Source organism: Amycolatopsis nivea, from assembly GCF_004522235.1.
Classification (GTDB): domain Bacteria; phylum Actinomycetota; class Actinomycetes; order Mycobacteriales; family Pseudonocardiaceae; genus Amycolatopsis; species Amycolatopsis nivea.
In genome coordinates this window covers 181,096-204,335 of sequence record NZ_SDLT01000009.1, presented here as the reverse complement: position 1 = coordinate 204,335, position 23,240 = coordinate 181,096, and the positions used below count along the sequence as shown (strand labels likewise).

Genomic DNA, 23,240 nt, shown 5'->3' with positions numbered 1-23,240 from the left:
ACGCCGATGACGATCCTCGACAAGCCGGTGCGCATCCCGCGGTCGGCGTTCTTCGTTGCCTGGAGCCACCTCAGCGGGGGCACGCTCCCCGCCGTGATCGATCCGGACACCACCTACACGCCCGCGGACTTCGCCCGCGAGCTGGAGCAGCGCACGCTATCCCGGTTCGAGGCATTACGGCTGGCCACACCGGACGGACGGCTGACTCCGTCGTTCCGGGCCACGCTGGAACTGCTCGCCGCACCAGAGAAGGAGTTGTACGCCTGGACCGCGTTCGTCCACCGTCCCGACGACAACGGCGCGGTTTTCGTCGCTTCCTCAGGCGATAGCGCCGTCCGGCTGATTACTGACCATCGCTCCATCCAGCTCGACCCGATCCCGGTGCGCGAATTGGCGACGAGCCTGGTCGGCACCCTGCCCGACTACGCGCCGGCCAGGATCAGTCGACTGCGGGTGCCGATGTCCTACCTCGACGGCAGCAACGCTGACCCGCTTTCGGAAGACTCTGGTCAAGCCGACCAGATCCGCCACCTGACCCGGGCCGAACGCGCAGGCGTGCACAAGCTCTACGCCGCCATTCAGCGGGGCGCCAACCGTATCCGCAGTACCCCGCTCACCGTCTACGACCTCACCCGAAACGGCCGCATCCTCGCCTTCACCAGCACCGGCAACAACGGCAGCGAAGAAGCGACCATGTGCCCCGGCAGTCACCGGAACCTGGTGGACGCGCTCAACCTCACCCTCAACGCCCTCGGCTGACCGCACCGGCACGTCTCCTGGCGCGAACCCGGTTGCTCCAAGCCGGTCACGCCGAGTTCTGCGGCTAAGTTCGAAAGGGACCGTTGAACCGAAGAAGGGCACAGTGTCGCGTAGCTATTAAAGAGAGCCATCACTACGATGTTCCCGACATTGTAGCGAAACCGATTGAGGCGGGCAGTGCGGAATACCTTGCAGGGCTGACTTTCGAAACTCGGCCGGAGTAGTTGGCTATCAATGTAAGCCGGACCGGACCTAATCGCGGATCGAATTTCCCGAGCTGCTCACCTTCGCTGCCGTCGGCTTCGACGAGAGGGCGAGCAGACTCTGCAGCGACAAACTGCTTTCAGAGCGGATGGTGGAATCAATCGCGCCATCCACCGGCGCTTGCGCCCTGTCGTAATCATTCGCGCGAATGCGCAGCGCAGTCGGGTCCGTCGAGGCTAGATAGCTGGAGCGTCGCGATGCTAGAGTCATAGGTAAGTCGAGACCGTTGTTCAAAGCCGCTCTGTGCATGGGTGTGCGAAATCAAAAGCCGTAAATGCACGTTCGAGTGTGCGCATGGCCTCCGTTTCATTTCCCAGGCGGCTTAACTCTTCGGCCTCCCGGCCTGCGACCACGCCCGTGTGGCAGGTGCGATAGTGCCCGGTACGTAGCTCTCGGCCTGTTGAAGCAGGCGGATAGCTGGGGTTGGCTTGACCTACGGGGAACGCCAGGACGGTATGCACGCGCTCCGGCATCTGATCGCTTCGGCGATGTTGGCCCGGGGAGCGAGCATCAAGGAGTTCGCGGCCTACCTCGGCCACCACGACGAAGGGTTCACACTCAATACCTACACGCACTTGATGGCGTCGAGTCACGACCGGGCATGAGCAGCCGTGAACAACCTGTTCAACCGTCGTCCTGACGCGGAAGAACCTCCGCTGGCAGCCTGACGGCCTGCGCTGCACAGAGCCGTCAATTTAGGGGCTGTTATGCAGGTCAGAGGCTATTTGCCTGCCAAAAGTCCTGCATGTGCGGTATGCCACCGGGTCCGTCCACCCCGCGCTGGGTGAGCAGGATCGCCACCGAACTCGTCGACGGCGTCAGGTAAGCGCTGGTTCCGGTGCCGCCGACCCAGCCGTAGCGGCCCGGGACCTGCCACGGCCGCGTCGGCGCGACGTCGACCGCGCCGCCGAAGCCCCAGCCCTGGCCTTCGAGGAAGAGCGGGTTGGCCGCGATCTGTTCCGCGGTCAGCTGGTTGGCCGTCATCTGCCGGACGGATTCCTTCGACAGCAGGCCGTTTCCCCCGGAAAGGAGCATCCGGGCAAAGCGGTGCCAATCGTCCGCGGTCCCGGCGAGTCCGCCGGAGCCGGCCGGGAACGGCGGCACCTCGCGCCACTGGCCGTCCGGCGCGTCGGCCAGTTCGAGGCCGTTCTCTCCCGAGCGGTAGTAGCTGGCGAACCGGTCCCGTTTGGCGGTGGGGACCTCGAACGCGGTGTCGACCATGCCGAGCGGCTCGAACACCCGCTCGGCGAGGAAGTCCGGCAGCGACTGGCCGGACGCGCGGGCGATCAGGATGCCTTGCAGGTCGGCGCAGGTGTCGTACAGTCAGGCCGCGCCGGGCTGGTGCAGTAGCGGGATGCGCGCCAGCCGGGCGAGCCACTCGTCGGGTTCCGGGCGCAGCCGGACCTCGCGGCCGTCGGTCTGCACCGTGCGCAGCTCCTGGACCTGCGGGAGCGAGAAGTCCGACGGGAAACCGTAACCGGCGCGGAAGGTCAGCAGGTCGCGGACGGTGATCTGCCGTTCGGCGGGCACGACGTCGTCGACCGGGCTTCGCGGCGTCCGCACGACCGTCGGGGCGGCCAGTTCGGGCAGCCATTCGGCGACCGGGGTGTCCAGACCGAACCGGCCGTCCTCGACCAGCATCAGCACGGCTGCCGCGACGATCGGCTTGGTGATGGAGGCGATGCGGAAGATGGTGTCGCGGGTCATCGGCGCGGTGCGCTCGACGTCGAGATGTCCCATCGCGGTGACCTGGACGTCGTCGCCGCGCGCGACGAGGGCTACCGCGCCCGGGATGAATCCGGACTCGACGTGGCGGCGTAGGGCTTCGTGCATCATCGGTCGTTCCCTTCGCGGGCGGATATTCCGCGGGGTGGTCGGTGCCCGGGCCTTCCGGCGCGGATCACTCTAACGGCGCGGCGCGGTGGTCGGGTCCGATGCGGAGGACGTGCCCGGTCCAGCTTTCGCGCAGCCGCCGGTCGTGCGTGGCGGCGACGATCGCGCCCGGGCTGGTGCCGAGGGCGTCCTCCAGTTCGTCGCACAGCGTGGGGGATAGGTGGTTGGTCGGCTCGTCGAGCAGCAGCAGGTGCGGCGGGTCGGCGATGAGCAGCGCGAGCGCGAGGCGGCGGCGCTGCCCGACGGACAGTTCGCCGACCGGGCGGGAAGCTTCGCGATGGGTCAGCAGTCCCAACGAATTCAGCGGGACTTCCGCGACGCGTTCGGGACCTAGCTTCGCGAGGTACGTGGCGCGGGCGGTCCGTTGTGGCCGGACGAAAGTGGTGTCCTGGCTGAGGATTCCGGTGGTTGTGCCGGGTTCGCGGGTGACGCCTTCCGCATCGAGTTCTCCGGCGAGCAGCAGAAGCAGCGTTGACTTCCCCGCGCCGTTCGGGCCGGTGACCAGCAGCCGAGTGTCCGGCCGGATCTCCAGGCGGGATACGGAAAGCCTCTCCGGCAGGTGCACATTGTCCAGTGTGGCAAGGGTTTCTTGCGGATTCTCGACCGCCAGCGCACGCGGGCGGAACCGGAGCGGTGGCGGTGGTGCCGGAAGCTGGGCGCGTTCCCGCTCGTCCAGTCTTCGCGTGGTGGCCCGGAACCGGCGCGAGATCTGGTTCTGCACCCGGCCGGACCGGCGGCCGAGGCCCATTTTCTCGTTGTCCGGCGCGAGCCGGCCCGGCGCGACCCGATGCGCGGTGACCCCGAGCGCGTCGCGCAGTTCCTCCAGTTCTTCCTGCTCCTCGAGGTACTGCCGTTCCCAGCGCTCGCGTTCGGCGCGTTTCCAGCCGAGGTACTCGGTGTAGGTGCCGCCGTGGCGCACCGGGCCGTCCGGAGCCGGGTCGAGGTCGAGGATGTCGGTGCACACCGCGTCGAGGAACGCCCGGTCGTGACTGGCGAACACCACCGTGCCGGGCAGTTCCCGCAGCTGGGCCTCGAGAAACGCGGCGGCTTCGGAGTCGAGGTGGTTGGTCGGCTCGTCGAGCAGCACCGCCGACGGACGGCGCACCAGCAGGTCCGCCAGCGCGAGCCGGCCACGCTGACCGCCGGACAACGAGCCGAGCGTGCGCTGTCGGTCGATGTCGGCGAGCCCGAGCCCGGTGAGCACGACCTCGGCGCGCCGGTCCGCGTCCCATGCCTCGTGTTGCTGTGCCAGGTCAAGCAATTCGGCGTACTCGGCCAGGAGCGCGGCGTCTTCGGGTTCCTCGGCGAGCCGCGCCGCGACCCGGTCGAGTCCGGCCAGCACTTCGCGGGCCGCGGCGAGGGCCTGCCCGAGGACGTCCGCGACCGTCTCGTCCGGATCGAACGGCATTTCCTGGTGCAGGAAGCCCAGATCCGGCGGCCGCTCGACCTCGCCGCGATCCGGCGCGTCCACGCCCGCGAGCACCCTCAGCAGCGTCGATTTCCCGGTGCCGTTCTCGCCGATCACCCCGATCCGGCGGCCGGGGGCGGCGGTGACCGACACTCCGTCGAGCACGCGCCGTTCCCCGAGCACCCGCACGATCTCGTGCGCGCGCAGGGCGGTCATCCCGTGATCCCGGCCGTTTCCCGGAGCTGCCCGTCGTCCAGCCGCAGCCAGCGGCCGACGCCGATCTCGGCCAGGAACCGTTCGTCGTGGCTGACCACGACGAACGCGCCCTGGTAGGCGTTGAGCGCGCTTTCCAGCTGGCCGGCGCTGACCAGGTCGAGGTTGTTCGTCGGCTCGTCGAGCAGCAGCAACTGCGGGGCGGGCTCGGCGAAGAGGACGCACGCGAGCGTCGCGCGCAGCCGTTCCCCGCCGGACAGCACCCCGACCGGCAGATGCGCCCGCGCGCCGCGGAACAGGAAGCGCGCCAGCAGATTCATCCGGTCCGCGGGCAGCATTTCCGGTGCGGCGGCAGCGAGGTTCTCCGCGACCGTGCGTTCGGAATCCAGCAAATCGAGCCGCTGCGACAGATACGCGATGCGCCCGTCCACCCGGCTGATCTCGCCCGCGTCCGGGGCGAGCTCGCCCTGCATCAGGCGCAGCAACGTCGACTTGCCCACGCCGTTCGGTCCGGTCAGCGCGATCCTTTCCGGACCGCGGACGGACAGATCCGCACCGTCGCCCGCGAACAGCCCGCGCACGCGAAGATGCTTGCCGTCGAACAACGTCCGTCCAGCCGGAACCGCCGTTTTGGGCAGCTCCAGGCTGATCTTCTGCTCTTCTCGCAACGACCGTTCAGCCTGGTCGAGCTTGGCTTTCGCCGCGCTGACCCGCGCCGCGTGCGTACCGTCCGCCCTCGCCGCGGACTCCTGCGCGTTGCGCTTCATCGTGCCCGCGAAAATCTTCGGCAGACCGGCGCTGGACAGATTGCGCTTCGCGTTGCTGGCCCGTTTGTCCGCGCGTTCCCTGGCTTGCTGCATTTCGCGTTTCTCGCGTTTGACCTCTTGCTCGGCGTTGCGGATATTCTTTTCCGCGACCTCGCGTTCGGCCTGCACGGCTTGTTCGTATTCGGTGAAATTGCCGCCGTAGAACCGGATTTCGTCCGCGCCGAGCTCGGCGATCCGGTCCATCCGGTCGAGCAGCGCACGGTCGTGGCTGACCACGAGCAGGCAGCCGGACCAGTCGGAAAGCACGTCGTAGAGCTGCTGGCGGGCGGTGTGGTCGAGGTTGTTGGTGGGCTCGTCGAGCAGCAGGACGTCCGGGCTGCGCAGCAGTTGCGCGGCGAGGCCGAGCGAGACGACCTGCCCGCCGCTGAGCGTGCCGAGCAGCCGGTCGAGCGCGAGATCGCCCAGCCCGAGCCGGTCCAGCTGCGCGCGGGTCCGGTCCTCGATGTCCCAGTCCGCGCCTATGGTGGTGAAGTGCTCCTCGGCCGCGTCGCCGCCCTCGACGGCCGTGATGGCTTTCAGGATCGCGTCGATGCCCAGCACCTCAGCGACCGTGCGATCCGCGGTGAGCGGCAGGTCCTGCGGGAGATACCCGAGCACCCCGTCGACGGTGACGCTGCCCGCGGCCGGCTTGAGCTGCCCGGCGATGAGCTTCAGGAGAGTGGACTTCCCGGCCCCGTTGGGCGCGACGAGCCCCGTGCGGCCTGCCGGGAACGTGGCGGAGAGCTGGTCGAAGACGAGAGTGTCGTCGGGCCAGGAGAAGGAGATCCCGGACAGGACGATACGAAGATCGGACATGGTGCGGCCTCGCGGTGGATCGGCAGGGAGGTGCCCCTGCTGGTGGTGGTAGTGGACGACATGGGTGGGGCCGTTCGCGACCTGCTGCCCGGCTTGCGCCTGGGCTTCCCCGATCGGCTCGCGCCTTCGGGTTGCCTCGCAGCCCGTGGGTCCAGTGGCGTACGTCGCCCGACCGGCACGGGAACCTCCACGCGCGGCTCGCGGCCGCGCAGGGATCAGCGAGGGGCCGGTGCCGTACTGGCCCGTGCCCCGGGCTCACCCGGAGATGTCGTCTTCACCTGCCACGATAGAAATCCTCTTGATCGAGTCTGCTGTCCGTCGGCCAGGATACCAGGAAGCGGAGGACGCGCATCCGAGTTCCACAGTGGACGGACTGCGGTTCAGAACGTCTGCCCCAGCCGCTCCAGCAACGGGGCCGCCTCCTTCAGCACCGCCAGCTCCTGCGGCGAAAACTCCGAGCCGAGCGAAGCCGCGAACTGGCGCATCCGGGCGTCCCGCCGGGCCCGCAGCACCTCGCTGCCCTCGGGAGTCAGCGAGACGATCACCTGCCGTCCGTCCGCCGGGTCGGCGCTGCGGGTGACGAAGCCGCGGACGGACAGGCCGCTGATGGTCGAGCTCATCGCCTGCGGGGTGATCTGCTCGGCGCGGGCCAGTGCGGCGGTGGTGGCCGGGCCGTCGCGGTCCAGGCGGGACAGGGCGGAGCGTTCCGGCAGGGACAGTTCGGCCGTGACCTGGCTCTGGCGCAGCCTGCGGGCGATCAGGCTGACCGCGCCGTACAGCGTCGCGGCCAGTTCGTCGGGGTCGGACATGGGAAGAGGCTAGAGCAGGTGCTCCGGGACCGCGGTGAGGTCGCCCGCGTCGGAGATCAGGCCGATATAGCCGTCGGGGCGGAGCAGGACCAGGGTGCGGTCGGCCGGGAAGTACGCGCGGGCGAGGTGGCCGGCGGAATCGGCGATCTCGTCGTCGGCGGCGGGCTCGGCGACTACGTGGAAGGTGCGGACGGGGGAGTCGAATCGGGGGCCGAAGTTCAGCAGGGTGAACTGGCCGCCGCGGGTGAGGTCGAACAGGCGGCATTTGCCGGTCGTGGTGGTGAGGCCGGGGGCGTCGGGGGCGCGGTCGCCTGCCCGGAGCTGGGCGGACTCGTCGCGGTCGTCGCGCGCCAGGACCGAGCCGCGGTAGTTGACGCTGAGCTGGGTCGTGTCCCGGTCGCTGCGGATGGGGATGCGCTTCTGCTCGGCGGCTTCGGCCAGGCGGGCGGTCGACAGCCGCAGCACGCCGGCGGCGATCGGGCGGCGTTCGGCCTCGTAGGTGTCCAGCAGTTCCGGCACTCCGGCGGCGAGTTTCCAGCCCAGGTTGCGGGCGTCTTGGATGCCGGTGTTCATGCCCTGGCCGCCCGCGGGGGAGTGCACGTGCGCGGCGTCGCCGGCGAGGAAGACGCGGCCCTCGCGGTAGCGGTTGGCCAGCCGGGTGTTGGAGCGCCACACCGACGTCCACTCCGGTTCTTGCAGCCGGATGTCGGTGCGGCCGCTTCGCCGGTCGAAGATCGTTTGGAGGGTGGCGAGGTTGAGGCCCGTGTCGCCGAGGATGGGCGCCTGGTACTGGAACAGGTGGGTGGACGGCAGCGGGCAGAGGCTGACGAAACCTTCGTCGCAGCGCCACATGTGCCAGGCGTCGCGGTCGAGGCCGTCGACGGCCAGGTCGGCGACGATCATCCGGATCCGCTCGTCCGTCTCGCCTTCGAAGGCGATTCCGGCTTGTTTGCGCACGACGCCTCGGCCGCCGTCGCAGCCGACCAGCCATTGTGCGCGGACGGTTTCGGTCTGGTCGCCGGAGCGCAGCACTGCCGTCACGGCGTCGGCGGATTGCTCGAAACTCTCGAGCGCGGTGCCGAATTCGACAGTGCCGCCGAATTCGGCCAGCCGCAGGCCGAGGGTTTCCTCGACCCGCCATTGCGGGGTGATGACCGAGGCGGGGTACGGAACGTCGGGCCGCTCCTCGAAGGCCGGGCCACCGCTCGTCCGGCCGTCGGGGTCGGTGAGCAGGATCGGCATCGCCGACCGGCCGTTGGCGAGGATGCGGTCGATGACGCCGAGGTCGTCGAACACCTCGAGGCTGCGCGGCTGCAGTCCCTTGGCGCGCGAGCCCGGGCGGAGGCCGGGGGACGCTTCGACCAGCCGGAACGCGACGCCGCGCCGGGCGAGTTCGCAGGCCAGCGTCAGCCCGGTCGGGCCCGCGCCGACGATCAGGACCGGCACTTCCGGCGTGGACAGGTGTGCTTGCGGCATTTTCAACCCCCTGGCTCCGAAGAACTTCTGTCCGCAAGAGTAGGGAAACTTGCTAAGAAAGACAAACCTTTCTATCGTGGGCTGGGTGGCCCCTGAAACCGTGCGCCGCCGGCATGGCGAGCAGCTGGAATCCGCGTTGCTCGCGGCCGGATGGGACGAACTGGTCGAGACCGGTTACTCGCGGCTGACCATGGAGTCGGTGGCCGTCCGCGCCCGCACGAGCGAGGCCGTGCTCTATCGGCGGTGGGCCAACAAGGACGAACTGGTGCTGGCCGCGATGCGCCGGCACCGCGACGACCACCCCATCACCGTTCCCGACACCGGGAGCTTGCGCGGCGACCTGCTCGGGTACCTGACCTCGGCGAGCGAAGCGCTGGCCGGATTCTTCGCCATCGCAGCCGCCGCGGCCATCTCCGGACTGTCGGCCAGCACTGGTGCCAGCCCCGGCCAGGTCCGGGACCGGATCATCGGCGACCGGCTGCTCTCACGAGACATGTACACGCGCGCCCACGCCCGCGGCGAGATCGACCTGACGCGCCTCCCCGGTGCGGTGCTGGAAATGCCCTTCCAGCTGATGCGGCACGACCTGCTGCTGAACCTCGCTCCACTCCGTCCCGCCCGGATCCGGTCGATCGTCGACGACCTCTTCCTGCCGCTCGTCCAGCCAGTTTCTGGAGTTAAGCACTTAACTACTGCTCCGGAAAACCAGCCGAGACCGACGTCGGGAGACCTTTTCCGGTCGATGCGCTGGGCGCAGCGCAAGCGGATCGAGGAATGGAGCCGCACGCGCGACCTGACCTTCGAGCAGGCCCTGGTGCTCGGCTACCTGGAGCGGCAGCCCGGGGTCATTCAGCGAGATGTCGCGGAGATGAGTTACACGACGCCCGCGAACGTCTCGCTGCTGCTGAAGGGCCTCGAACGCCGCGGGCTGGTCGAACGCCGCACCGAGGGCGGACGCAAGCGCGTCTACGCGACCCCGGCCGGAATCGACCTGGTCACCGGCCTCGACGCGGTGCTGGCCGAGGCGGAGGAACTGGTCTTCGCCCCGCTCGACCGGGACGAGCGGGCCGGGCTGGAAAGGTTGGTGGACAAGATCAACGCGCACCTGGCCGGGGGTTCGTGAGTGGCGATGCCGGTTCTTGCCGGGATTGCTGCGGACGAGACCTGAGCGCGCGCCTTTCGGGGAGGTGAGGTCGGCTGCGGTGGGGAAGGGCAGGGGTTCGCTCGCTCGCGGCACCAGTGCGCGGCAAGCACGCCCCGGCCGCCAACACACCGCAAGACGTCTCCGGCCGGTGTTTGCCAGCGCGCCACCCGAGCGAACCCCGGCTCAACCCCGAAGCCGCCGCAGATTTCGTTTCCCCATCACCGCCAGTACCGGCTTCACCGCCAGCCACTCCCCGAACCGGTAATCCCGCCCGGGAACCAGTCGCTCCGCCAGGTCCGGCCGGTGCCGTCGCAGGTAATGCCGCGCCTTCTCCGCATGCAAAGAATTCGAGACGATCTTGATCCGGTCCGCGTCCTCGATCAACGGCACCGCACCCAGTACGTTCTCCCACGTCGACCGGCTCTCGGTTTCGAGCACTAGCTCGCCACGGTAGCCGTACTTCCGGGCGTACCGGGCCATCAGCGCGGCTTCGGTCTCCGTGCCGCCGACGGCTCCGCCGCACAGCACCAACCTCGACGGGCCTGGCGCCTGCGAACGTACTGCCGCTCGCACTCGCCAGCGATTCACGAAATTGGCTCGCGACCCGCGGTTGCGGTAGCCGAGCACGACCACTGCCTCGCCGGTGCCCGACGTTCCGGGGCGGTCGCCCATTCCGCGGCGCGAGGAGCGCCAGTGTTCCCATTCGGCCCAGCTGAACACCACGACGAAAAGCATCAGAAAACGGCGCGCCACTCACCCGATCCTACCAGTGTCCACAAAGGACAAACCGGGGAACGGAAGAACGCACGTCTGGAACTTGTCGATCCGCGAAGGTACTGTCACACGAACCGCTACGTCGCCGTCCGGTAGTCGGGAGGAGCAGTGTCGCTCGGAGGGATACCGTCGCAGGGCTCCGCTGTCCTGCGGCCGCCGATCGCCGATTCGTGGCGTCGGTCCCGGCTGTTCGGCGTCGAGCCGGAGCTGGACCGGGGCGCGATTTCGATCGGCGAGGTCGATCCGCGCAGCAGGCTGATGACCGCCGCCCGTCCGGTGCTGGACCAGCTCGTCGAGCAGCTCACCGGCACCCGGTTCTCCATTCTGCTCGCCGACCGCGACTGCCGCCTCGTCTTCCGCTGGTTCGGCGACCGCGGTCTGCAGCACCAGCTGGAGGAGCTCGGCGTGCTGCACGGTTCGCAGCTCAGCGAGGGCCGCGTCGGCACGAACGCGCTCGGCACGCCGCACGAGTCGCGCCAGGCGGTGGAAATCCACGGCCAGGAGCACTACGCCGACGCGTTGAAGCGGTTCAGCTGCTACGGCCATCCGATCCGGCATCCGCTCACCGGACGGATCGAAGGCGTCCTCGACATCACCGGCGAAAGCGACAGCAGCAACCCGCTCTTCGGGCCGCTGGTGAAACGCGTCGTCGGCGATATCGAACAGCTCGTGCTGGAGAGCGCCCGCGCCTGCGAACGGCGGCTGTTCCTGGCGTTCCAGCAGGCCACGCACCATCGCAGCGTCCCGGTCGCGGTGCTCGGCGGCGATCTGGTGTTCGCCAACGAAACCTGTATCGAACACCTTCGCCCCGCCGATCCGACCCTCTTGCGCACGTTGTTGCCGCAAGTGCCGGAACGCGGAGTATTCGACACTCGCCTCGATGTGGGTGACGGAATCAGTCTTTCGGTCGTAGCCGAACGCGTAGAGGGTTCGACAGACGGCGCCGTCTTCCGCATCGCGCGGAGCACCAGCAGCACCCGAAAACCCGTCCCCGCACCGGCAAAAACCGCGCGCTCGGTCCTCATCACGGGCGAACCCGGCACCGGCCGGACCACCGAAGCCCGCGCGCGAGCCGGCGTGGACGATCCGGTCGTCCTGCACGCTGCGGCCGCGCTGCGCGAGGAACCACGAGACTGGGCAACAAGATTCACCGATCTCGTCGCGCAGCCGCGCACCGCCGTCGTCCTGGACGACGTGCACCTGCTGCCGGAAAGCCTGCTCCCGTTGGTCGGCGAGGCGCTCGACAACCCGGGAACGGCCCGGTTGCTGCTCACCTCCGTTCCCTCGGACGCAATGTCCCCAGCCGTAGCGGCGATCGCGGCGAGATGCGCGGAAACCGTCACCCTCGCCCCGCTGCGCGAACGCCTCGACGACCTGCCCGCGATCGCCGCGGCGATGCTCCGCGACGAATATCCCGACCGGAAACCGCACTTCACCGGTACCGCGCTGGCCGCGCTGCGGACGCATCCGTGGCCGGGCAACCTGCACGAGCTGCGCGCGGTGCTGCGCGAGGTGTCCCGCCTTCCGTACACGGGGGTGATCGACCTCGCCCAGTTGCCACCCGCGTGCCGCGGCAGTTCCCGCACGAGGCAGCTCGGCGGGCGCGAGCTCGCCGAACGGAACGCGATCGTCACGGCGTTGCGCGCCAGCGAGGGCAACAAGCTGCGCGCGGCCCGCGAACTCGGCATCAGCCGCACCACGCTCTACCGCCGCATGCAGGCGCTGGGCGTGACCGACGACTGTCCACTTCTGTAACACTTCGCCCCCGGTCCGCCGGGTGACGATGACCTCCGTCACAACGAAGTGAGGAGGCGCCAGGTGACCGCAACGGTGGAATTCCCCCTGCACACCCAGGTCCGGGAGTTCGTGTCCGGCCCGCTGGAGCTCTTGATCGGCGGGCGCTGGGTCCCGGCCGCGTCGGGCCGCACGTTCCCGACCTACGACCCGGCAACCGGGGAGAAGATCGCCGAGGTCGCCCACGGCGAGGCCGAGGACGTCAACCGCGCCGTCGCCGCCGCGCGCAAGGCGTTCGACGAGGGCCCGTGGGCCGCGATGAAGCCGAACGAGCGCGAACGGCTGATCTGGCGGATCGGCGATCTGCTGTCCGAGCGGGCGGAGATCTTCGGCCAGCTGGAAGCGCTCGACAACGGCAAGTCCGCGGCGATCGCGACCGCCGTGGACACCGGCTGGGCCGCCGACGTCTTCCGCTACTACGCGGGCTGGGCGACCAAGATCGAAGGCAGCACGGTGAACGTGTCGATGCCGTTCGCGCCGGACACGCAGTTCCACGCCTACACGCTGCGCGAGCCGGTCGGCGTGTGCGGGCAGATCATCCCGTGGAACTTCCCGCTGCTGATGGCCGCGTGGAAGATCGCGCCGGCGCTCGCCGCGGGCAACACCGTGGTGCTCAAGCCCGCCGAGCAGACGCCGCTGACCGCGTTGCTGCTGGGCACCCTGTTCGAGGAAGCCGGATTCCCGCCCGGCGTGGTCAACATCGTCACCGGTTTCGGCGACGCCGGGGCCGCGCTGGCCGCGCACGACGGCGTCGACAAGGTCGCTTTCACCGGTTCGACCGAGGTGGGCAAGAAGATCGTCCAGGCGGCGAGCGGAAACCTGAAAAAGGTTTCGCTGGAGCTGGGCGGGAAGAGCCCGAACGTGGTGTTCGCCGACGCCGACCTCGACCTCGCGGTGCCCGGTTCGGTCAACGCGTGGATGTTCAACCACGGCCAGTGCTGTGTGGCCGGGACGCGGCTGTACGTGGAGGACACGATCTTCGAGGAGTTCACCCAGGCGGTCGCGCAAGCGGCGAGCCAAGTGAAGATCGGACCGGGCCTCGACCCGGAAACCCAGCTGGGCCCGATGGTTTCCCAGGAGCAGTTCGACCGCGTCTCGCGCTACCTCGGCGAAGGGCTCGCCGACGGGGCCCGCGCGCTCACCGGCGGAAAACGCTGGGGCGACACCGGATACTTCATCGAGCCGACCGTTTTCGTTGACGTGAAACCGGAATTCAGCATCGTCCGCGAGGAGATCTTCGGCCCGGTCGTGGCGGCCATGCCGTTCAACGCCGAACAGGGCGTCGCCGCCGCGGCCAACAACAGCGAGTACGGACTCGCCGCCGGGGTCTGGACACGCGACGTCGCGAAGGCGCACCGTACTGCGAAGGAACTGAAGGCAGGCTCGGTGTGGGTCAACCAGTACAACGGCTTCGACACGGCGATGCCGTTCGGCGGCTACAAACAGTCCGGCTGGGGCCGGGAACTGGGCGCGGCCGCGCTCGACCTCTACACGCAAACCAAGTCCGTGAACATCGCGCTGTGATCCGCCCGCTCGAACAAAGGAGTTCCCGATGAAGACGAAAGCTGCGGTCGTCTACGAGGTGGGCAAGCCGATCGAGGTGGTCGAGCTCGACCTCGAAGGCCCCGGCGAGGGCGAGGTGCTGATCCGGTACACCCACGCCGGGCTGTGCCACTCGGACGTGCACATCGCGCACGGCGACCTGGAGGCCCGGCTGCCGATGGTGCTCGGGCACGAGGGCGCGGGCATCATCGAGGACGTCGGCCCCGGCGTCACCCGGGTCAAGCCGGGCGACCACGTGGTGTGCTCGTTCATCCCCAACTGCGGCGTGTGCCGCTGGTGTTCCACCGGGCAGCAGGCGATCTGCGACATGGGCGCCACGATCCTCGAGGGCTACCTGCCCGGCGAGCGGTTCCCGTTCAGCGGCCCCGGCCCGGTCAAGCAGTACGGCGCGATGTGCATGCTCGGCACGTTCAGCCAGTACTCGACCATCCACCAGAACTCGGTCGTGAAGGTCGACGACGACCTCCCGCTCGACAAGGCGGTGCTCGTCGGCTGCGGCGTCCCGACCGGATGGGGTTCGGCGGTCAACGCGGCCAACGTGCGCCCCGGCGAGACGGTGATCGTGTCCGGCGTCGGCGGCATCGGCATCAACGCGGTGCAGGGTGCGCGCTACGCCGGCGCGAAGAACGTGATCGCGCTGGACCCGCTGGAGAACAAGCGCGAGAAGGCGATGGAACTCGGCGCGACGCACGCGGTCGCGACGCCGGAGGAGGCGGCTGAGCTGGCGCAGTCGTTCACCAACGGCAACGGTGCGGACAAGACGATCGTCACCGCGGGCATCGTCACCGAGGAGATCGTGACCGGCGCGTTCAACGCCACCGGCAAGGGCGGCACGATCGTGCTGACCGGGCTGAACAAGCTGTCGGTGAACAACGTCAACCTTCCCGGTTCGATCCTGACGCTGTTCAAGAAGACGGTGAAGGGCAGCCTGTTCGGCGACTGCAACCCGACCACGGACATCCCGAAGATCCTCGGGCTGTACCAGAGCGGGGACCTGAAGCTGGACGAGATCATCACCCGCACGTACACCCTGGAAGAGGTCAACCAGGGGTACGACGATCTGCTGGAGGGCCGGAACGTGCGCGGCGTCCTGGTCCACGACGCACCGTGACGGCTTTGTCGGCGGACTGCGGGCCGGTTTCCGGTCCGCAGTCCGCGGTCCCCCTCCTGACCGCGGACGTGGTCGGCCGCCGCCGAGAAATCGAACTCCTGCTGGCCGGTTTGGATTGCGGCGCGCACGTCGTGCTCGAAGGCCCGCCCGGCACCGGCAAAACCACCCTGCTGCGCGCAGTCGCGGAAGCAGGCGGTTCACCGTTTGTATTCGTCGAAGGCAATGCCGAACTAACGCCCGCCCGCCTAGTCGGTCAGTTCGACCCTTCGCGAGTACTGGCCGAAGGCTACGTGCCCGAGACCTTTGTGGACGGTCCACTCATCGAGGCATTGCGCACGGGCGGCCTGCTGTACGTCGAGGAAGTCAACCGGATCCCGGAGGAAACCCTCAACGTCCTGATCACCGTCATGTCCGAAGCCGAACTGCACGTGCCACGCCTGGGCCGGGTACGCGCGGCGGACGGATTCCGTTTGGTAGCCGCGATGAACCCGTTCGACGCCGTCGGCACCGCGCGCATTTCGTCGGCTATTTACGACCGGGTCTGCCGGATCGTGATGGGCTATCAAACCCAAGACGAAGAAAGCGACATCGTAGCCCGCCGCAGCCCCGCGGTCCCTGCCGAATGGCGCGACCGAGTCGTAGACCTGGTACGCCGCACGCGCAACCACGCCGACGTCCGGGTCGGTTCCTCAGTACGCGGCGCCATCGACGTAGTACGGCTGGCAGTTTCCCTGGCCCGCATCCGCAACGCGTCGACCACAGATTGGCGAATCGGCCACGATGCCGCACTGGCTGCGTTGTCCGGCCGAATCGGCCTGCACGAATCCAGCGGACGCACCGCGGAATCGGTGATCGACGAACTGTATGTAGCGGTTTTCGGCGAGGAATCCCCGCCGCAGGATTCCGAAGGCGGCGACCCGCCGGGGGAAGCCTAAGCCCGCCACCGGCGGGCCCACAGCAACACCAACGCCCACCCCGGCCAGGCTCAGCGCGGAGCAGCACCACCCCGCGCTCTGAACTCTCCCGGAACGGCCGTTTCGCGGAAATCTCGCCCGAGGTAGGCGTCCTGGACGAGGAAGCGTTCAGCACGGTCTTCCGCGAGGATGCAGACGAAGCAATGGCCTTGCTGGTCGAAATGAGCAAGGCCACCGACGAGTCCCTGCGCGCAGCAGCACGAGATCTGGCCCGCAGACTAATGATCGACGTCGCCCGCCGCGGCGTCGCACGAGGCCGAGGCGTAGGAAAACTACGCCGCGACCGAGCCGACCGAGGCGGCGAACTAGACCTGGACCGCTCCTTGCCAGCACTAGTAGACGCAGCCGCAGTCGGCCGGGTCCCAGCACTGGACGACCTAGTGTCGCGCCGCTGGGCCCGCCCAGAATTGGCCCTATGCCTGGTAATCGACACCAGCGGCTCAATGACCGGCGCCCGCTTGGCCGCAGCCGCCCTCACCGCAGCAGCCTGCTCGTGGCGGGCCCCAGTGGAACACGCAGTGGTGTCTTTCGCGCGGAACGCGGAGGTGATCCGCCCGCTGCGATCCTCCCGATCGAAGTCCGCGGTGGTGGAGTCGGTGTTGTCGTTGCGAGGACACGGAGTCACCGCATTGGCCGCAGCTTTACGGAAGGCGAATGAGCAACTGGCTACCTCGCGCGCAGCAAGGAAAACGGTTCTCTTGCTGTCGGATTGCCGGGCCACGGATGACCAGGACCCGCTGCCTGCCGCTCGCGCGTGCGAAGAGCTGCTGATCCTGGCCCCCGCAGAGGATTGCGAGGAAGCCGAACGCTTCGCACGTGAAGCCGGTGCCCGCTGGCGTCCGCTAAGCGGTGCCGCAGCCGCCCCCGCCGCACTGGCCGTGTTGCTGGACCGTACGTGAGGGCCACCCTCACAGCCGCTGATTCCTTCAGGGTTCCCCTCACGCCCCGCCGACGGTCCGTGAAGGGCTCCTTCACGGACTTGGATTCCCTCAAGGAGCCCTTCACGGCCCGCCCGCCCGCTCGCCCCGCGCCCGCCCGCCGCGCCCGCTCGGGATGCGCCCCAATGCGGCATTGGGTGCGTCGCATGCACCGAACGCCACTTTGGGTGCATCAGATACACCCAAAGTGGCATTGGGGCGCACGCCCCCACCCCACCCAAACCGCCGCCGATGCACCCAACGATCGGTGCACCCACACCACCCCCGCACCCCGATACGAAGCTCTCCTGCGGTCTGAGGGTGCTTGTCAAGGCATCTTTCCAGCCTTGACAAGCACCCTCAGACCGTCAGCACAATCAAGCTTCGGGGTGCCCACCGCACGCCAGGGCGCAATGTCGCCGCCAGGCGACGAGCCGCCCCCTCAACCAGACCCAGGCTCCCCAACCAACACCTCATCAGCAAACCCAGCCGCCAACGCCCGCAACCCGGCATCCAAATACAACGTCAAATCAGCATCCGCCCGAGCCGACCACCGCTCATAAGCCGCCCGGCACGTAGCCAGCACCGCCCGCCCCACCGCCAGCGGATACAACGAATCCTCAGCCTGCCCAGTCCGCCGAGCCACAAACCCGATAACCGCCCGCTCCCAAGCGTCATAATGCCGAGTAGCACTAGCCGCCAACTCGGCCACAGTACTGAGCAAATTCATCCGCATCCGCAGCTCGGGCACATCCTCAGCCCGGTAATGATTAGCCGCCAGCACCGCCCGCCGCACCGCCTCGAGCACGGGCACATCCTCCGGAGCCTCAGCCAGCAACTCCCGGATCGTGTCCACCTCGGAGTCGAACTCGTTCCACAACACGTCCGACTTGGCGTCGTAATACCGGAAGAACGTCCGCCGGCTCACCCCGGCCGCAGCCGCGATCTGATCCACCGTGGTCTCGTGAAACCCCTGATCGGTGAACAGCCGCAGCGCGATCTCCTCGAGCTGCCGCGCGCTCGTCCCCCGAGGCCGCCCCCGCCGGGGCCGCGCCTCGCCAGACTCGCCGACCGGATCTGCAGGCATGCCTCCCCCTCCCGCGGGCGCTTCTGTCACCGGGTGACACTACTCGGCCACGGACGCCCGGCCACCGCGAGGCCGCCCCGGCGAGATCCACAATGGATGGTCGAGTTAACGAAGAATGCGCGATAAAAGACAGTAAGTCCGAAACAAACCCCATTCACCGATTCCCGCAGCGATATTGCCGAATTGCCACTCGAAAGAGGGACCTTGTGGACAGTGGACAAGTCTGTTGCGCCCGGTGTCAGATGTGAAGATCCTGCCGCAAAGCAGAATCGAGGATCCGATGAGTGAGACCGCTGCTCGCCCGACCTCACCCGCCACCGCCGGGATCGCCGATCCGGGACCGCTGGGCCTGGCCGGTTTCGCCGCTACCACTTTCGTCCTGAGCGCGGTGAACGCCGGTCTCATCCCCAAGACCGTCGAACCGGTCGTCCTGCCGCTGGCCCTCTTCTACGGCGGGCTGGCCCAGCTGCTCGCCGGGATGTGGGAATTCCGCAAGAACAACACTTTCGGCGCGACCGCGTTCGGCACCTTCGGCGCGTTCTGGCTGGCTTTCGCCTTCTACGTCTGGCAGTTCGCGGCGAAGATCCCGCCCGCCGACGCGGCGACCGCGACCGGGATGTTCCTGTTGGTGTTCACCATTTTCACCGGCTACATGATGATCGCGTCACTGCGCACGAACGCCGTCCTGATCGGCGTGTTCGTCCTGTTGTTCCTGACCTTCCTTTTCCTCACCATCGGCGAATTGGGCGGCGCGGAAGGCGCGGGCAAGATCGGCGGCTGGCTCGGGCTCGCCACCGCGGTGGTCGCCTGGTACGGCTCGTTCGCGGTCGTCACCAACACCACCTTCGGCCGCACGGTGCTGCCGACCGGGACGATGGGCAAGCGCTAGCCAGGCGGGAACCAACGTCACTCCGGCCGGTCCTCGCCGCGCACCCATGAGTCGAGCACGATCAAAGTACGCGTACTGGTGATCCGGTGACTGCGCCGCAGCTCGTCGATCGTGGCCTGCAGATGTGCCATGTCGCGGCTGCGCAGCCACACGACCGCGTCCGGGTCGCCGGCGATGGTGAACACCGCCTGCGCCTCCGGGATCCGCGTGGTGGTCTCGACGATCTCCGCGACGTTCGTGCTGCCGAAGAACCGCAGCTGCGCGAACGCCTCGATGCCCCAGCCGAGCTTCGCATGGTCGACCTGCACGGTGAAGCCGGTGATCACGCCCTTCTCCCGGAGCCGGTCGACGCGCCGCTTCACCGCCGCGGTGGAGAGCGACACCCGCCCGGCGATGTCCGAGAACGTGCGCCGGGCGTCCTCGCGGAGCAACGCGATGATCTCGTGGTCGGTCGCGTCCAGCAGTTCTTCGGCCATGAGCGGCATCGTACGCAACAGATCTGCCCGATCCGCCCTCTCGCGCGTCATCCTTTGCGTCCTTGCCACTACAGTGGCCGGGCACGTTGCGCCGGGGTCCGAGCGTGAGGTGAGGTGGCTCACGTCCAGGCGGCGGGTGCCCGTGGGCTTGATGGCGTGCGGAAGGGAAGTGCGGATGAACGCCTTCACGTTGGAAGACCGGTACGTGCGCGAAGCGGGCACTGTCTACTTGACCGGGGTGCAGGCGCTGGTGCGCGTCCTGCTCGACCGGATCCGGCTGGACCGCCTGAACGGCGCGGACTCGGCGGCCTTCGTGTCCGGGTACCAGGGTTCGCCGCTCGGCGGGTTCGACCTCGAGCTGGCGCGGCGGGCGGGTCTGCTGGCCGAGCACAACATCGTGCACAAGCCGGGCGTGAACGAGGAACTCGGCGCGACCGCGGTCATGGGCAGCCAGCTGGCCGCCCGAGCAGGCACGATGCGGCCCGACGGCGTGGTCGGCATGTGGTACGGCAAGGCCCCCGGCCTCGACCGCGCCACCGACGCGCTGCGGCACGCGAACCTCGCCGGCACCGATCCGCGCGGGGGCGCGGTCGCGCTGGTCGGCGACGACCCCAACGCGAAATCCTCGACCATCCCGTGTGCGTCCGAGCACGCGCTCGCCGACCTCGCGATGCCGGTGTTCTTCCCGGCCGATTCGCAGGACGTGCTGGAGCACGGCAGGCACGCCGTCGAACTTTCCCGCGCGAGCGGGCTGTGGTCCTCGATGAAGATCGTCGCGAACGTCGCCGACTCCGGCGGCACCGCGCTGGTCGATTCGGAATGGACCGCACCGGAGATGCCGGAGGGCGCGTACAAGCACCAGCCGAACAGCCGTCTGCTCGGGCCGGAGCTGATCACGCTCGAGCACAGCCTGCACCGCGTGCGGCTGCCGCTCGCGATGGAATACGTGCGGGCCAGCGGAATCAACCGGATCGTCCGGTCCGGACGGAACGATCGGGTCGGCATCGTCACCGCCGGGAAGTCCTATTTGGACCTTCGGCAGGCGCTGCGGATGCTCGGCCTCGACGAGTCCGAGCTGTCCCGCTACGGCATCCGGCTGCTGAAGCTCGGCGTCGTGTACCCGGTCGAACCGGGCATCATCAAGGAATTCGCCGAGGGCCTGGACGAAATCCTGGTGATCGAGGAGAAGCGCGCGCTGGTCGAACCGGCGATCAAGGAGATCCTCTACGGCCGCACCGGCGCGCCGCGCGTGTACGGCAAGTCCGACCAGCACGGTCAGGTGCTGTTCACCGAACTCGGCGAACTGGACCCGGACCGCATCGCGAGCGGCCTGGCCAAGCGGCTGCCGGACGCGGAACCCGTTGCGGCGTGGAAACAACGCCGTCGCCGCGAGCGGATTTCGGTGCCGCTGCTGGCCCGCACGCCGTACTTCTGCTCCGGTTGCCCGCACAACTCGTCCACCAAGGTCCCGGACGGCACGCTCGTCGGTGCCGGAATCGGGTGCCACACCATGGCTTTGTTCATGGAGCCGGAGCAGGTCGGCGAGGTCGTCGGCCTGACCCAGATGGGCGGCGAAGGCGCGCAGTGGATCGGCATGGCCCCGTTCGTCGAGACTCCGCACCTGATGCAGAACATCGGCGACGGCACGTTCATGCACTCCGGCAGCCTCGCCGTGCGCGCGGCGGTGGCGGCGGGCGTCGACATCACCTACAAGCTGCTGTACAACTCCGCGGTCGCGATGACCGGCGGCCAGGACGCGGTCGGCGGACTGTCCGTGGAGAAGGTGGCTGCGCTGCTGCTGACCGAGGGCGCGGCGAAGGTCGTCATCACCTCGGACGCGCCGCGGCGGCTGCGGAAGCGCAAGCTGCCGCGCGGGGTCGAGGTGCGCGATCGGTCGGAACTTCTTCGCACGCAAGAAGAACTCGCCGCGCACCGCGGGGTCACGGTGTTGATTCACGAGCAGGAGTGCGCGGCGGAGAAGCGGCGTAAGCGCCGTCGGGGGAAGCAGGAAACGCCCGCGCGCAAGGTGTTCATCAACGAACGCGTCTGCGAAGGCTGCGGCGACTGCGGGGTGAAGTCGAATTGCCTTTCGGTGCAACCGGTCGAGACGGAGTTCGGCCGTAAAACCCAGATCCACCAGGCGTCGTGCAACGTCGACTACTCGTGCCTCGACGGCGACTGCCCGTCGTTCCTGACCGTCGTCCCGACCGGCGAGGTCAAGCGGCGGCATCTCGCCCCGATCGGCGCGGACGCCGTGGCGGAACCGGAAAAGACCCGATCCGACGTCGCCGTGCGGATCACCGGCATCGGCGGCACCGGCGTGGTCACCGTCGCGCAGATCCTCGGCGTCGCCGGGGTTCTCGACGGCAAGCAGGTGCGCACCCTCGACCAGACCGGCCTCGCGCAGAAGGGCGGCGCGGTCGTCTCGGACGTGAAGATCTCCGCCGGCGCGGTCGAGCAGGCCCCGAAGCTCGCCAACGGGGAGTGCGACCTCTACCTCGCGTGCGACGCGCTGGTCGCCGCCGACCCGGCGTACCTCGGCGTGGCCGACGCCGAGCGGACGGTCGCCGTGGTGTCCACTTCGGAGGTTCCGACCGGGCGAATGGTGGTGGACAAGGAAGTTTCCTACCCGGACCAGTCGAGCATCCGCGGCGCGCTCGGAGACGCGACCGCCGCCGGGCACTACCTCGACGCGCGCGGCCTCGCCGAGCAGATCTTCGGCGACGACCAGTTCGCCAACATCCTCCAGCTTGGCGCGGCCTACCAGACCGGCTCGCTCGCGGTCACCGCGGAGAGCCTGGAACAGGCCATCAAGATCAACGGAACCGCGGTGGAGACGAACCTGCAGGCGTTCCGGCGCGGCAGGCAGCTGGTCGCCGACCCGGACGCGCTCAACGCGGAACTTTCGCCGTCGGCGGAGGACCCGGCCCCGGCCGCGGTCGACGCGGAAGCGGTCCGCCGGGTGCGCGCGCTGGTGCGGGCCGACGGCGAACTCGCCCGAGTGCTCGACCTGCGGATCCCGGACCTCATCGCCTACCAGGACGAGCGCTACGCGCGGGAGTACGCGGAGTTCGTCGAGCGGGTCCGCACCCGCGCCAGTGCTTCGGTCACCGAGGCAGTCGCGCGGAACCTCTACAAGCTCATGGCCTACAAGGACGAGTACGAGGTGGCGCGGCTGTCGCTGGACCCGCAGCTGACCGCGGAAATCGAAGCCCAGTTCGGCGTCGGCACGCGGTTCGCGCACCGGCTGCACCCGCCCGTGCTGCGCGCGCTGGGCATGAACCGCAAGATCAGCCTCGGCGGCCGCAGCTTCCGGCCGGCGTTCGCGGCGCTGCGGGCCATGCGCAAGCTTCGCGGGACGAAGCTGGACCCGTTCGGCCGCGCTGAGGTCCGGCGGGTCGAGCGGGCGCTGATCGGGGAGTACCGGCAGGCCCTGACGCGCGCGCTCGAGGTCGCCGACCGGGGCGACTCCCGGCTGGTCGAGCTGGCCGCGCTGCCGGACGCGGTGCGCGGGTACGAGGAGATCAAGCTGGCGAACGTGGCGTCCTACCGGAAGCGGCAGGAGGAGCTGCTGCGGGAGCTGGAGACGCCGGACTCGGTGCGGGTCGCCACTGCCTGAGGGCGGAGCCAACCGCACTGTTGCGGCAGATTTCGCACCGAATCCCCTTAATCGGAGCGTGATCAACCTCCGCAAACGGTATCTAACGCGGATTACGTGCCGAACTTCCGCGAAACCTCCGAAACGGCGGGAGGGCCGGGCAAACCCGGTCTCCCGCCGTTTCGGCTTTCCCGCCGCGTCCGTCCCGGCGCGAAAAGCCCTGTAGGTGTCACACCAATGGGTGGTCCTGGCGAACCTCTTCGGGCGACCCGCGTCCGTCCCCCGATCGGTGGGGTGGGCGGCGCCCGGCGGGGTGGCGGGTCGGCAACCCTGTGACCAGCGCGGACGCGCCGAATCCCCTAATGCCCCTAATCGGGGGAGCGGCGAAGTCCCTAGTGGGTGCCCCGGCTAACCCGGGTGACCCCCCGATGGCGGGCATTCGGCGGCGTCCTATGTTCGGAAAAGGAGC

18 protein-coding genes and 1 pseudogene are annotated in these 23,240 nt (G+C 68.7%); 11 read left to right on the top strand and 8 right to left on the bottom strand.

Annotated elements, in window-relative coordinates:
- Positions 1-6: 6 nt before the first annotated feature.
- The 3 genes from EIZ44_RS13760 (at position 7) to EIZ44_RS13750 (ending at position 1,628) form a co-directional block, all read left to right on the top strand.
- On the top strand, positions 7-759 hold the full coding sequence (locus EIZ44_RS13760) for an ESX secretion-associated protein EspG (protein WP_134664989.1): 753 nt from the start codon (positions 7-9) through the stop codon (positions 757-759).
- An 83-nt stretch (positions 760-842) separates the two neighbouring features.
- Positions 843-983 (top strand): divalent cation tolerance protein CutA, encoded by a 141-nt coding sequence (cutA, locus tag EIZ44_RS13755; protein WP_134728919.1) that lies wholly within the window; start codon positions 843-845, stop codon positions 981-983.
- 495 nt (positions 984-1,478) lie between these two features.
- Complete coding sequence (locus EIZ44_RS13750) at positions 1,479-1,628, top strand: tyrosine-type recombinase/integrase (protein ID WP_134728959.1); 150 nt, start codon at positions 1,479-1,481, stop codon at positions 1,626-1,628.
- Between the two features lie 109 nt (positions 1,629-1,737).
- Here EIZ44_RS13750 and EIZ44_RS13745 read toward each other — a convergent pair.
- From EIZ44_RS13745 to EIZ44_RS13725, 5 genes and pseudogenes are all read right to left on the bottom strand, one after another.
- Positions 1,738-2,856: pseudogene (locus EIZ44_RS13745) on the bottom strand (serine hydrolase domain-containing protein).
- Positions 2,857-2,923: 67 nt separating this feature from the next.
- Positions 2,924-4,540: an ABC-F family ATP-binding cassette domain-containing protein gene (locus EIZ44_RS13740; protein WP_134728917.1), complete on the bottom strand. Its 1,617-nt coding sequence runs from the start codon at positions 4,538-4,540 to the stop codon at positions 2,924-2,926.
- A complete protein-coding gene (gene abc-f / locus EIZ44_RS13735; RefSeq protein ID WP_134728915.1) occupies positions 4,537-6,159 on the bottom strand; it encodes a ribosomal protection-like ABC-F family protein in 1,623 nt (540 codons plus the stop codon). Before abc-f ends, EIZ44_RS13740 begins: the two co-directional genes overlap by 4 nt.
- Before the next feature lie 380 nt (positions 6,160-6,539).
- Entirely contained in the window at positions 6,540-6,968 is a 429-nt protein-coding gene (locus EIZ44_RS13730; RefSeq protein WP_134664981.1) for a MarR family winged helix-turn-helix transcriptional regulator, read from the bottom strand.
- Between the two features lie 9 nt (positions 6,969-6,977).
- Positions 6,978-8,444, bottom strand: a complete 1,467-nt coding sequence (locus EIZ44_RS13725) for an FAD-dependent oxidoreductase (RefSeq protein ID WP_134728913.1) — start codon at positions 8,442-8,444, stop codon at positions 6,978-6,980.
- A gap of 85 nt (positions 8,445-8,529) precedes the next feature.
- Here EIZ44_RS13725 and EIZ44_RS45120 point away from each other — a divergent pair, with 85 nt between their 5' ends.
- Complete coding sequence (locus EIZ44_RS45120; RefSeq protein ID WP_205673137.1) at positions 8,530-9,567, top strand: TetR/AcrR family transcriptional regulator C-terminal ligand-binding domain-containing protein; 1,038 nt, start codon at positions 8,530-8,532, stop codon at positions 9,565-9,567.
- Between the two features lie 204 nt (positions 9,568-9,771).
- Here EIZ44_RS45120 and EIZ44_RS13710 read toward each other — a convergent pair whose 3' ends face one another.
- On the bottom strand, positions 9,772-10,341 hold the full coding sequence (locus EIZ44_RS13710) for a YdcF family protein (RefSeq protein WP_240691289.1): 570 nt from the start codon (positions 10,339-10,341) through the stop codon (positions 9,772-9,774).
- Between the two features lie 129 nt (positions 10,342-10,470).
- On the opposite strand from EIZ44_RS13710, the gene EIZ44_RS13705 reads away from it, so the two are divergent.
- The 5 genes from EIZ44_RS13705 (at position 10,471) to EIZ44_RS13685 (ending at position 16,703) form a co-directional block, all read left to right on the top strand.
- Entirely contained in the window at positions 10,471-12,117 is a 1,647-nt protein-coding gene (locus tag EIZ44_RS13705) for a sigma-54-dependent Fis family transcriptional regulator (protein WP_134728911.1), read from the top strand.
- A gap of 63 nt (positions 12,118-12,180) precedes the next feature.
- Complete coding sequence (locus tag EIZ44_RS13700; protein WP_134728909.1) at positions 12,181-13,680, top strand: aldehyde dehydrogenase family protein; 1,500 nt, start codon at positions 12,181-12,183, stop codon at positions 13,678-13,680.
- Positions 13,681-13,708: 28 nt separating this feature from the next.
- Positions 13,709-14,830 carry an NDMA-dependent alcohol dehydrogenase gene (locus EIZ44_RS13695; RefSeq protein ID WP_043836689.1) on the top strand — a complete coding sequence of 374 codons (1,122 nt, stop codon included), beginning with the start codon at positions 13,709-13,711 and terminating at the stop codon, positions 14,828-14,830.
- Positions 14,827-15,765: an AAA family ATPase gene (locus tag EIZ44_RS13690; RefSeq protein ID WP_134664975.1), complete on the top strand. Its 939-nt coding sequence runs from the start codon at positions 14,827-14,829 to the stop codon at positions 15,763-15,765. The genes EIZ44_RS13695 and EIZ44_RS13690 overlap by 4 nt, the downstream gene beginning before the upstream one ends.
- Before the next feature lie 182 nt (positions 15,766-15,947).
- Positions 15,948-16,703 carry a vWA domain-containing protein gene (locus EIZ44_RS13685; protein WP_167754114.1) on the top strand — a complete coding sequence of 252 codons (756 nt, stop codon included), beginning with the start codon at positions 15,948-15,950 and terminating at the stop codon, positions 16,701-16,703.
- A 460-nt stretch (positions 16,704-17,163) separates the two neighbouring features.
- On the opposite strand, the gene mftR is transcribed toward EIZ44_RS13685, so the two are convergent.
- The gene (gene mftR, locus EIZ44_RS13675) at positions 17,164-17,808 is read right to left on the bottom strand and encodes a mycofactocin system transcriptional regulator MftR (protein ID WP_134728905.1); all 645 of its coding nucleotides are present in this window, start codon (positions 17,806-17,808) and stop codon (positions 17,164-17,166) included.
- Positions 17,809-18,088: 280 nt separating this feature from the next.
- Between mftR and EIZ44_RS13670 the strand changes: the two genes are divergently transcribed.
- Positions 18,089-18,697, top strand: a complete 609-nt coding sequence (locus EIZ44_RS13670; RefSeq protein WP_134728903.1) for an acetate uptake transporter — start codon at positions 18,089-18,091, stop codon at positions 18,695-18,697.
- Positions 18,698-18,714: 17 nt separating this feature from the next.
- Here EIZ44_RS13670 and EIZ44_RS13665 read toward each other — a convergent pair whose 3' ends face one another.
- Entirely contained in the window at positions 18,715-19,173 is a 459-nt protein-coding gene (locus EIZ44_RS13665) for an Lrp/AsnC family transcriptional regulator (protein WP_043836493.1), read from the bottom strand.
- A gap of 175 nt (positions 19,174-19,348) precedes the next feature.
- Here EIZ44_RS13665 and EIZ44_RS13660 point away from each other — a divergent pair, with 175 nt between their 5' ends.
- On the top strand, positions 19,349-22,792 hold the full coding sequence (locus EIZ44_RS13660; protein WP_134728901.1) for an indolepyruvate ferredoxin oxidoreductase family protein: 3,444 nt from the start codon (positions 19,349-19,351) through the stop codon (positions 22,790-22,792).
- The last annotated feature ends 448 nt before the right edge of the window (positions 22,793-23,240 follow it).

What these genes read in the sequence shown, in the direction of transcription:
- mftR (WP_134728905.1), bottom strand. Translation starts at nt 17,808, where the DNA reads ATGCCTGCAGATCCGGTCGGCGAGTCTGGCGAGGCGCGGCCCCGGCGG.
- EIZ44_RS13665 (WP_043836493.1), bottom strand. Translation starts at nt 19,173, where the DNA reads ATGGCCGAAGAACTGCTGGACGCGACCGACCACGAGATCATCGCGTTG.
- EIZ44_RS13730 (WP_134664981.1), bottom strand. Translation starts at nt 6,968, where the DNA reads ATGTCCGACCCCGACGAACTGGCCGCGACGCTGTACGGCGCGGTCAGC.
- EIZ44_RS13740 (WP_134728917.1), bottom strand. Translation starts at nt 4,540, where the DNA reads ATGACCGCCCTGCGCGCGCACGAGATCGTGCGGGTGCTCGGGGAACGG.
- EIZ44_RS13750 (WP_134728959.1), top strand. Translation starts at nt 1,479, where the DNA reads ATGCACGCGCTCCGGCATCTGATCGCTTCGGCGATGTTGGCCCGGGGA.
- EIZ44_RS13685 (WP_167754114.1), top strand. Translation starts at nt 15,948, where the DNA reads ATGGCCTTGCTGGTCGAAATGAGCAAGGCCACCGACGAGTCCCTGCGC.
- EIZ44_RS13725 (WP_134728913.1), bottom strand. Translation starts at nt 8,444, where the DNA reads ATGCCGCAAGCACACCTGTCCACGCCGGAAGTGCCGGTCCTGATCGTC.
- EIZ44_RS13695 (WP_043836689.1), top strand. Translation starts at nt 13,709, where the DNA reads ATGAAGACGAAAGCTGCGGTCGTCTACGAGGTGGGCAAGCCGATCGAG.
- abc-f (WP_134728915.1), bottom strand. Translation starts at nt 6,159, where the DNA reads ATGTCCGATCTTCGTATCGTCCTGTCCGGGATCTCCTTCTCCTGGCCC.
- EIZ44_RS13670 (WP_134728903.1), top strand. Translation starts at nt 18,089, where the DNA reads ATGAGTGAGACCGCTGCTCGCCCGACCTCACCCGCCACCGCCGGGATC.
- EIZ44_RS13660 (WP_134728901.1), top strand. Translation starts at nt 19,349, where the DNA reads ATGAACGCCTTCACGTTGGAAGACCGGTACGTGCGCGAAGCGGGCACT.
- EIZ44_RS13760 (WP_134664989.1), top strand. Translation starts at nt 7, where the DNA reads ATGACGATCCTCGACAAGCCGGTGCGCATCCCGCGGTCGGCGTTCTTC.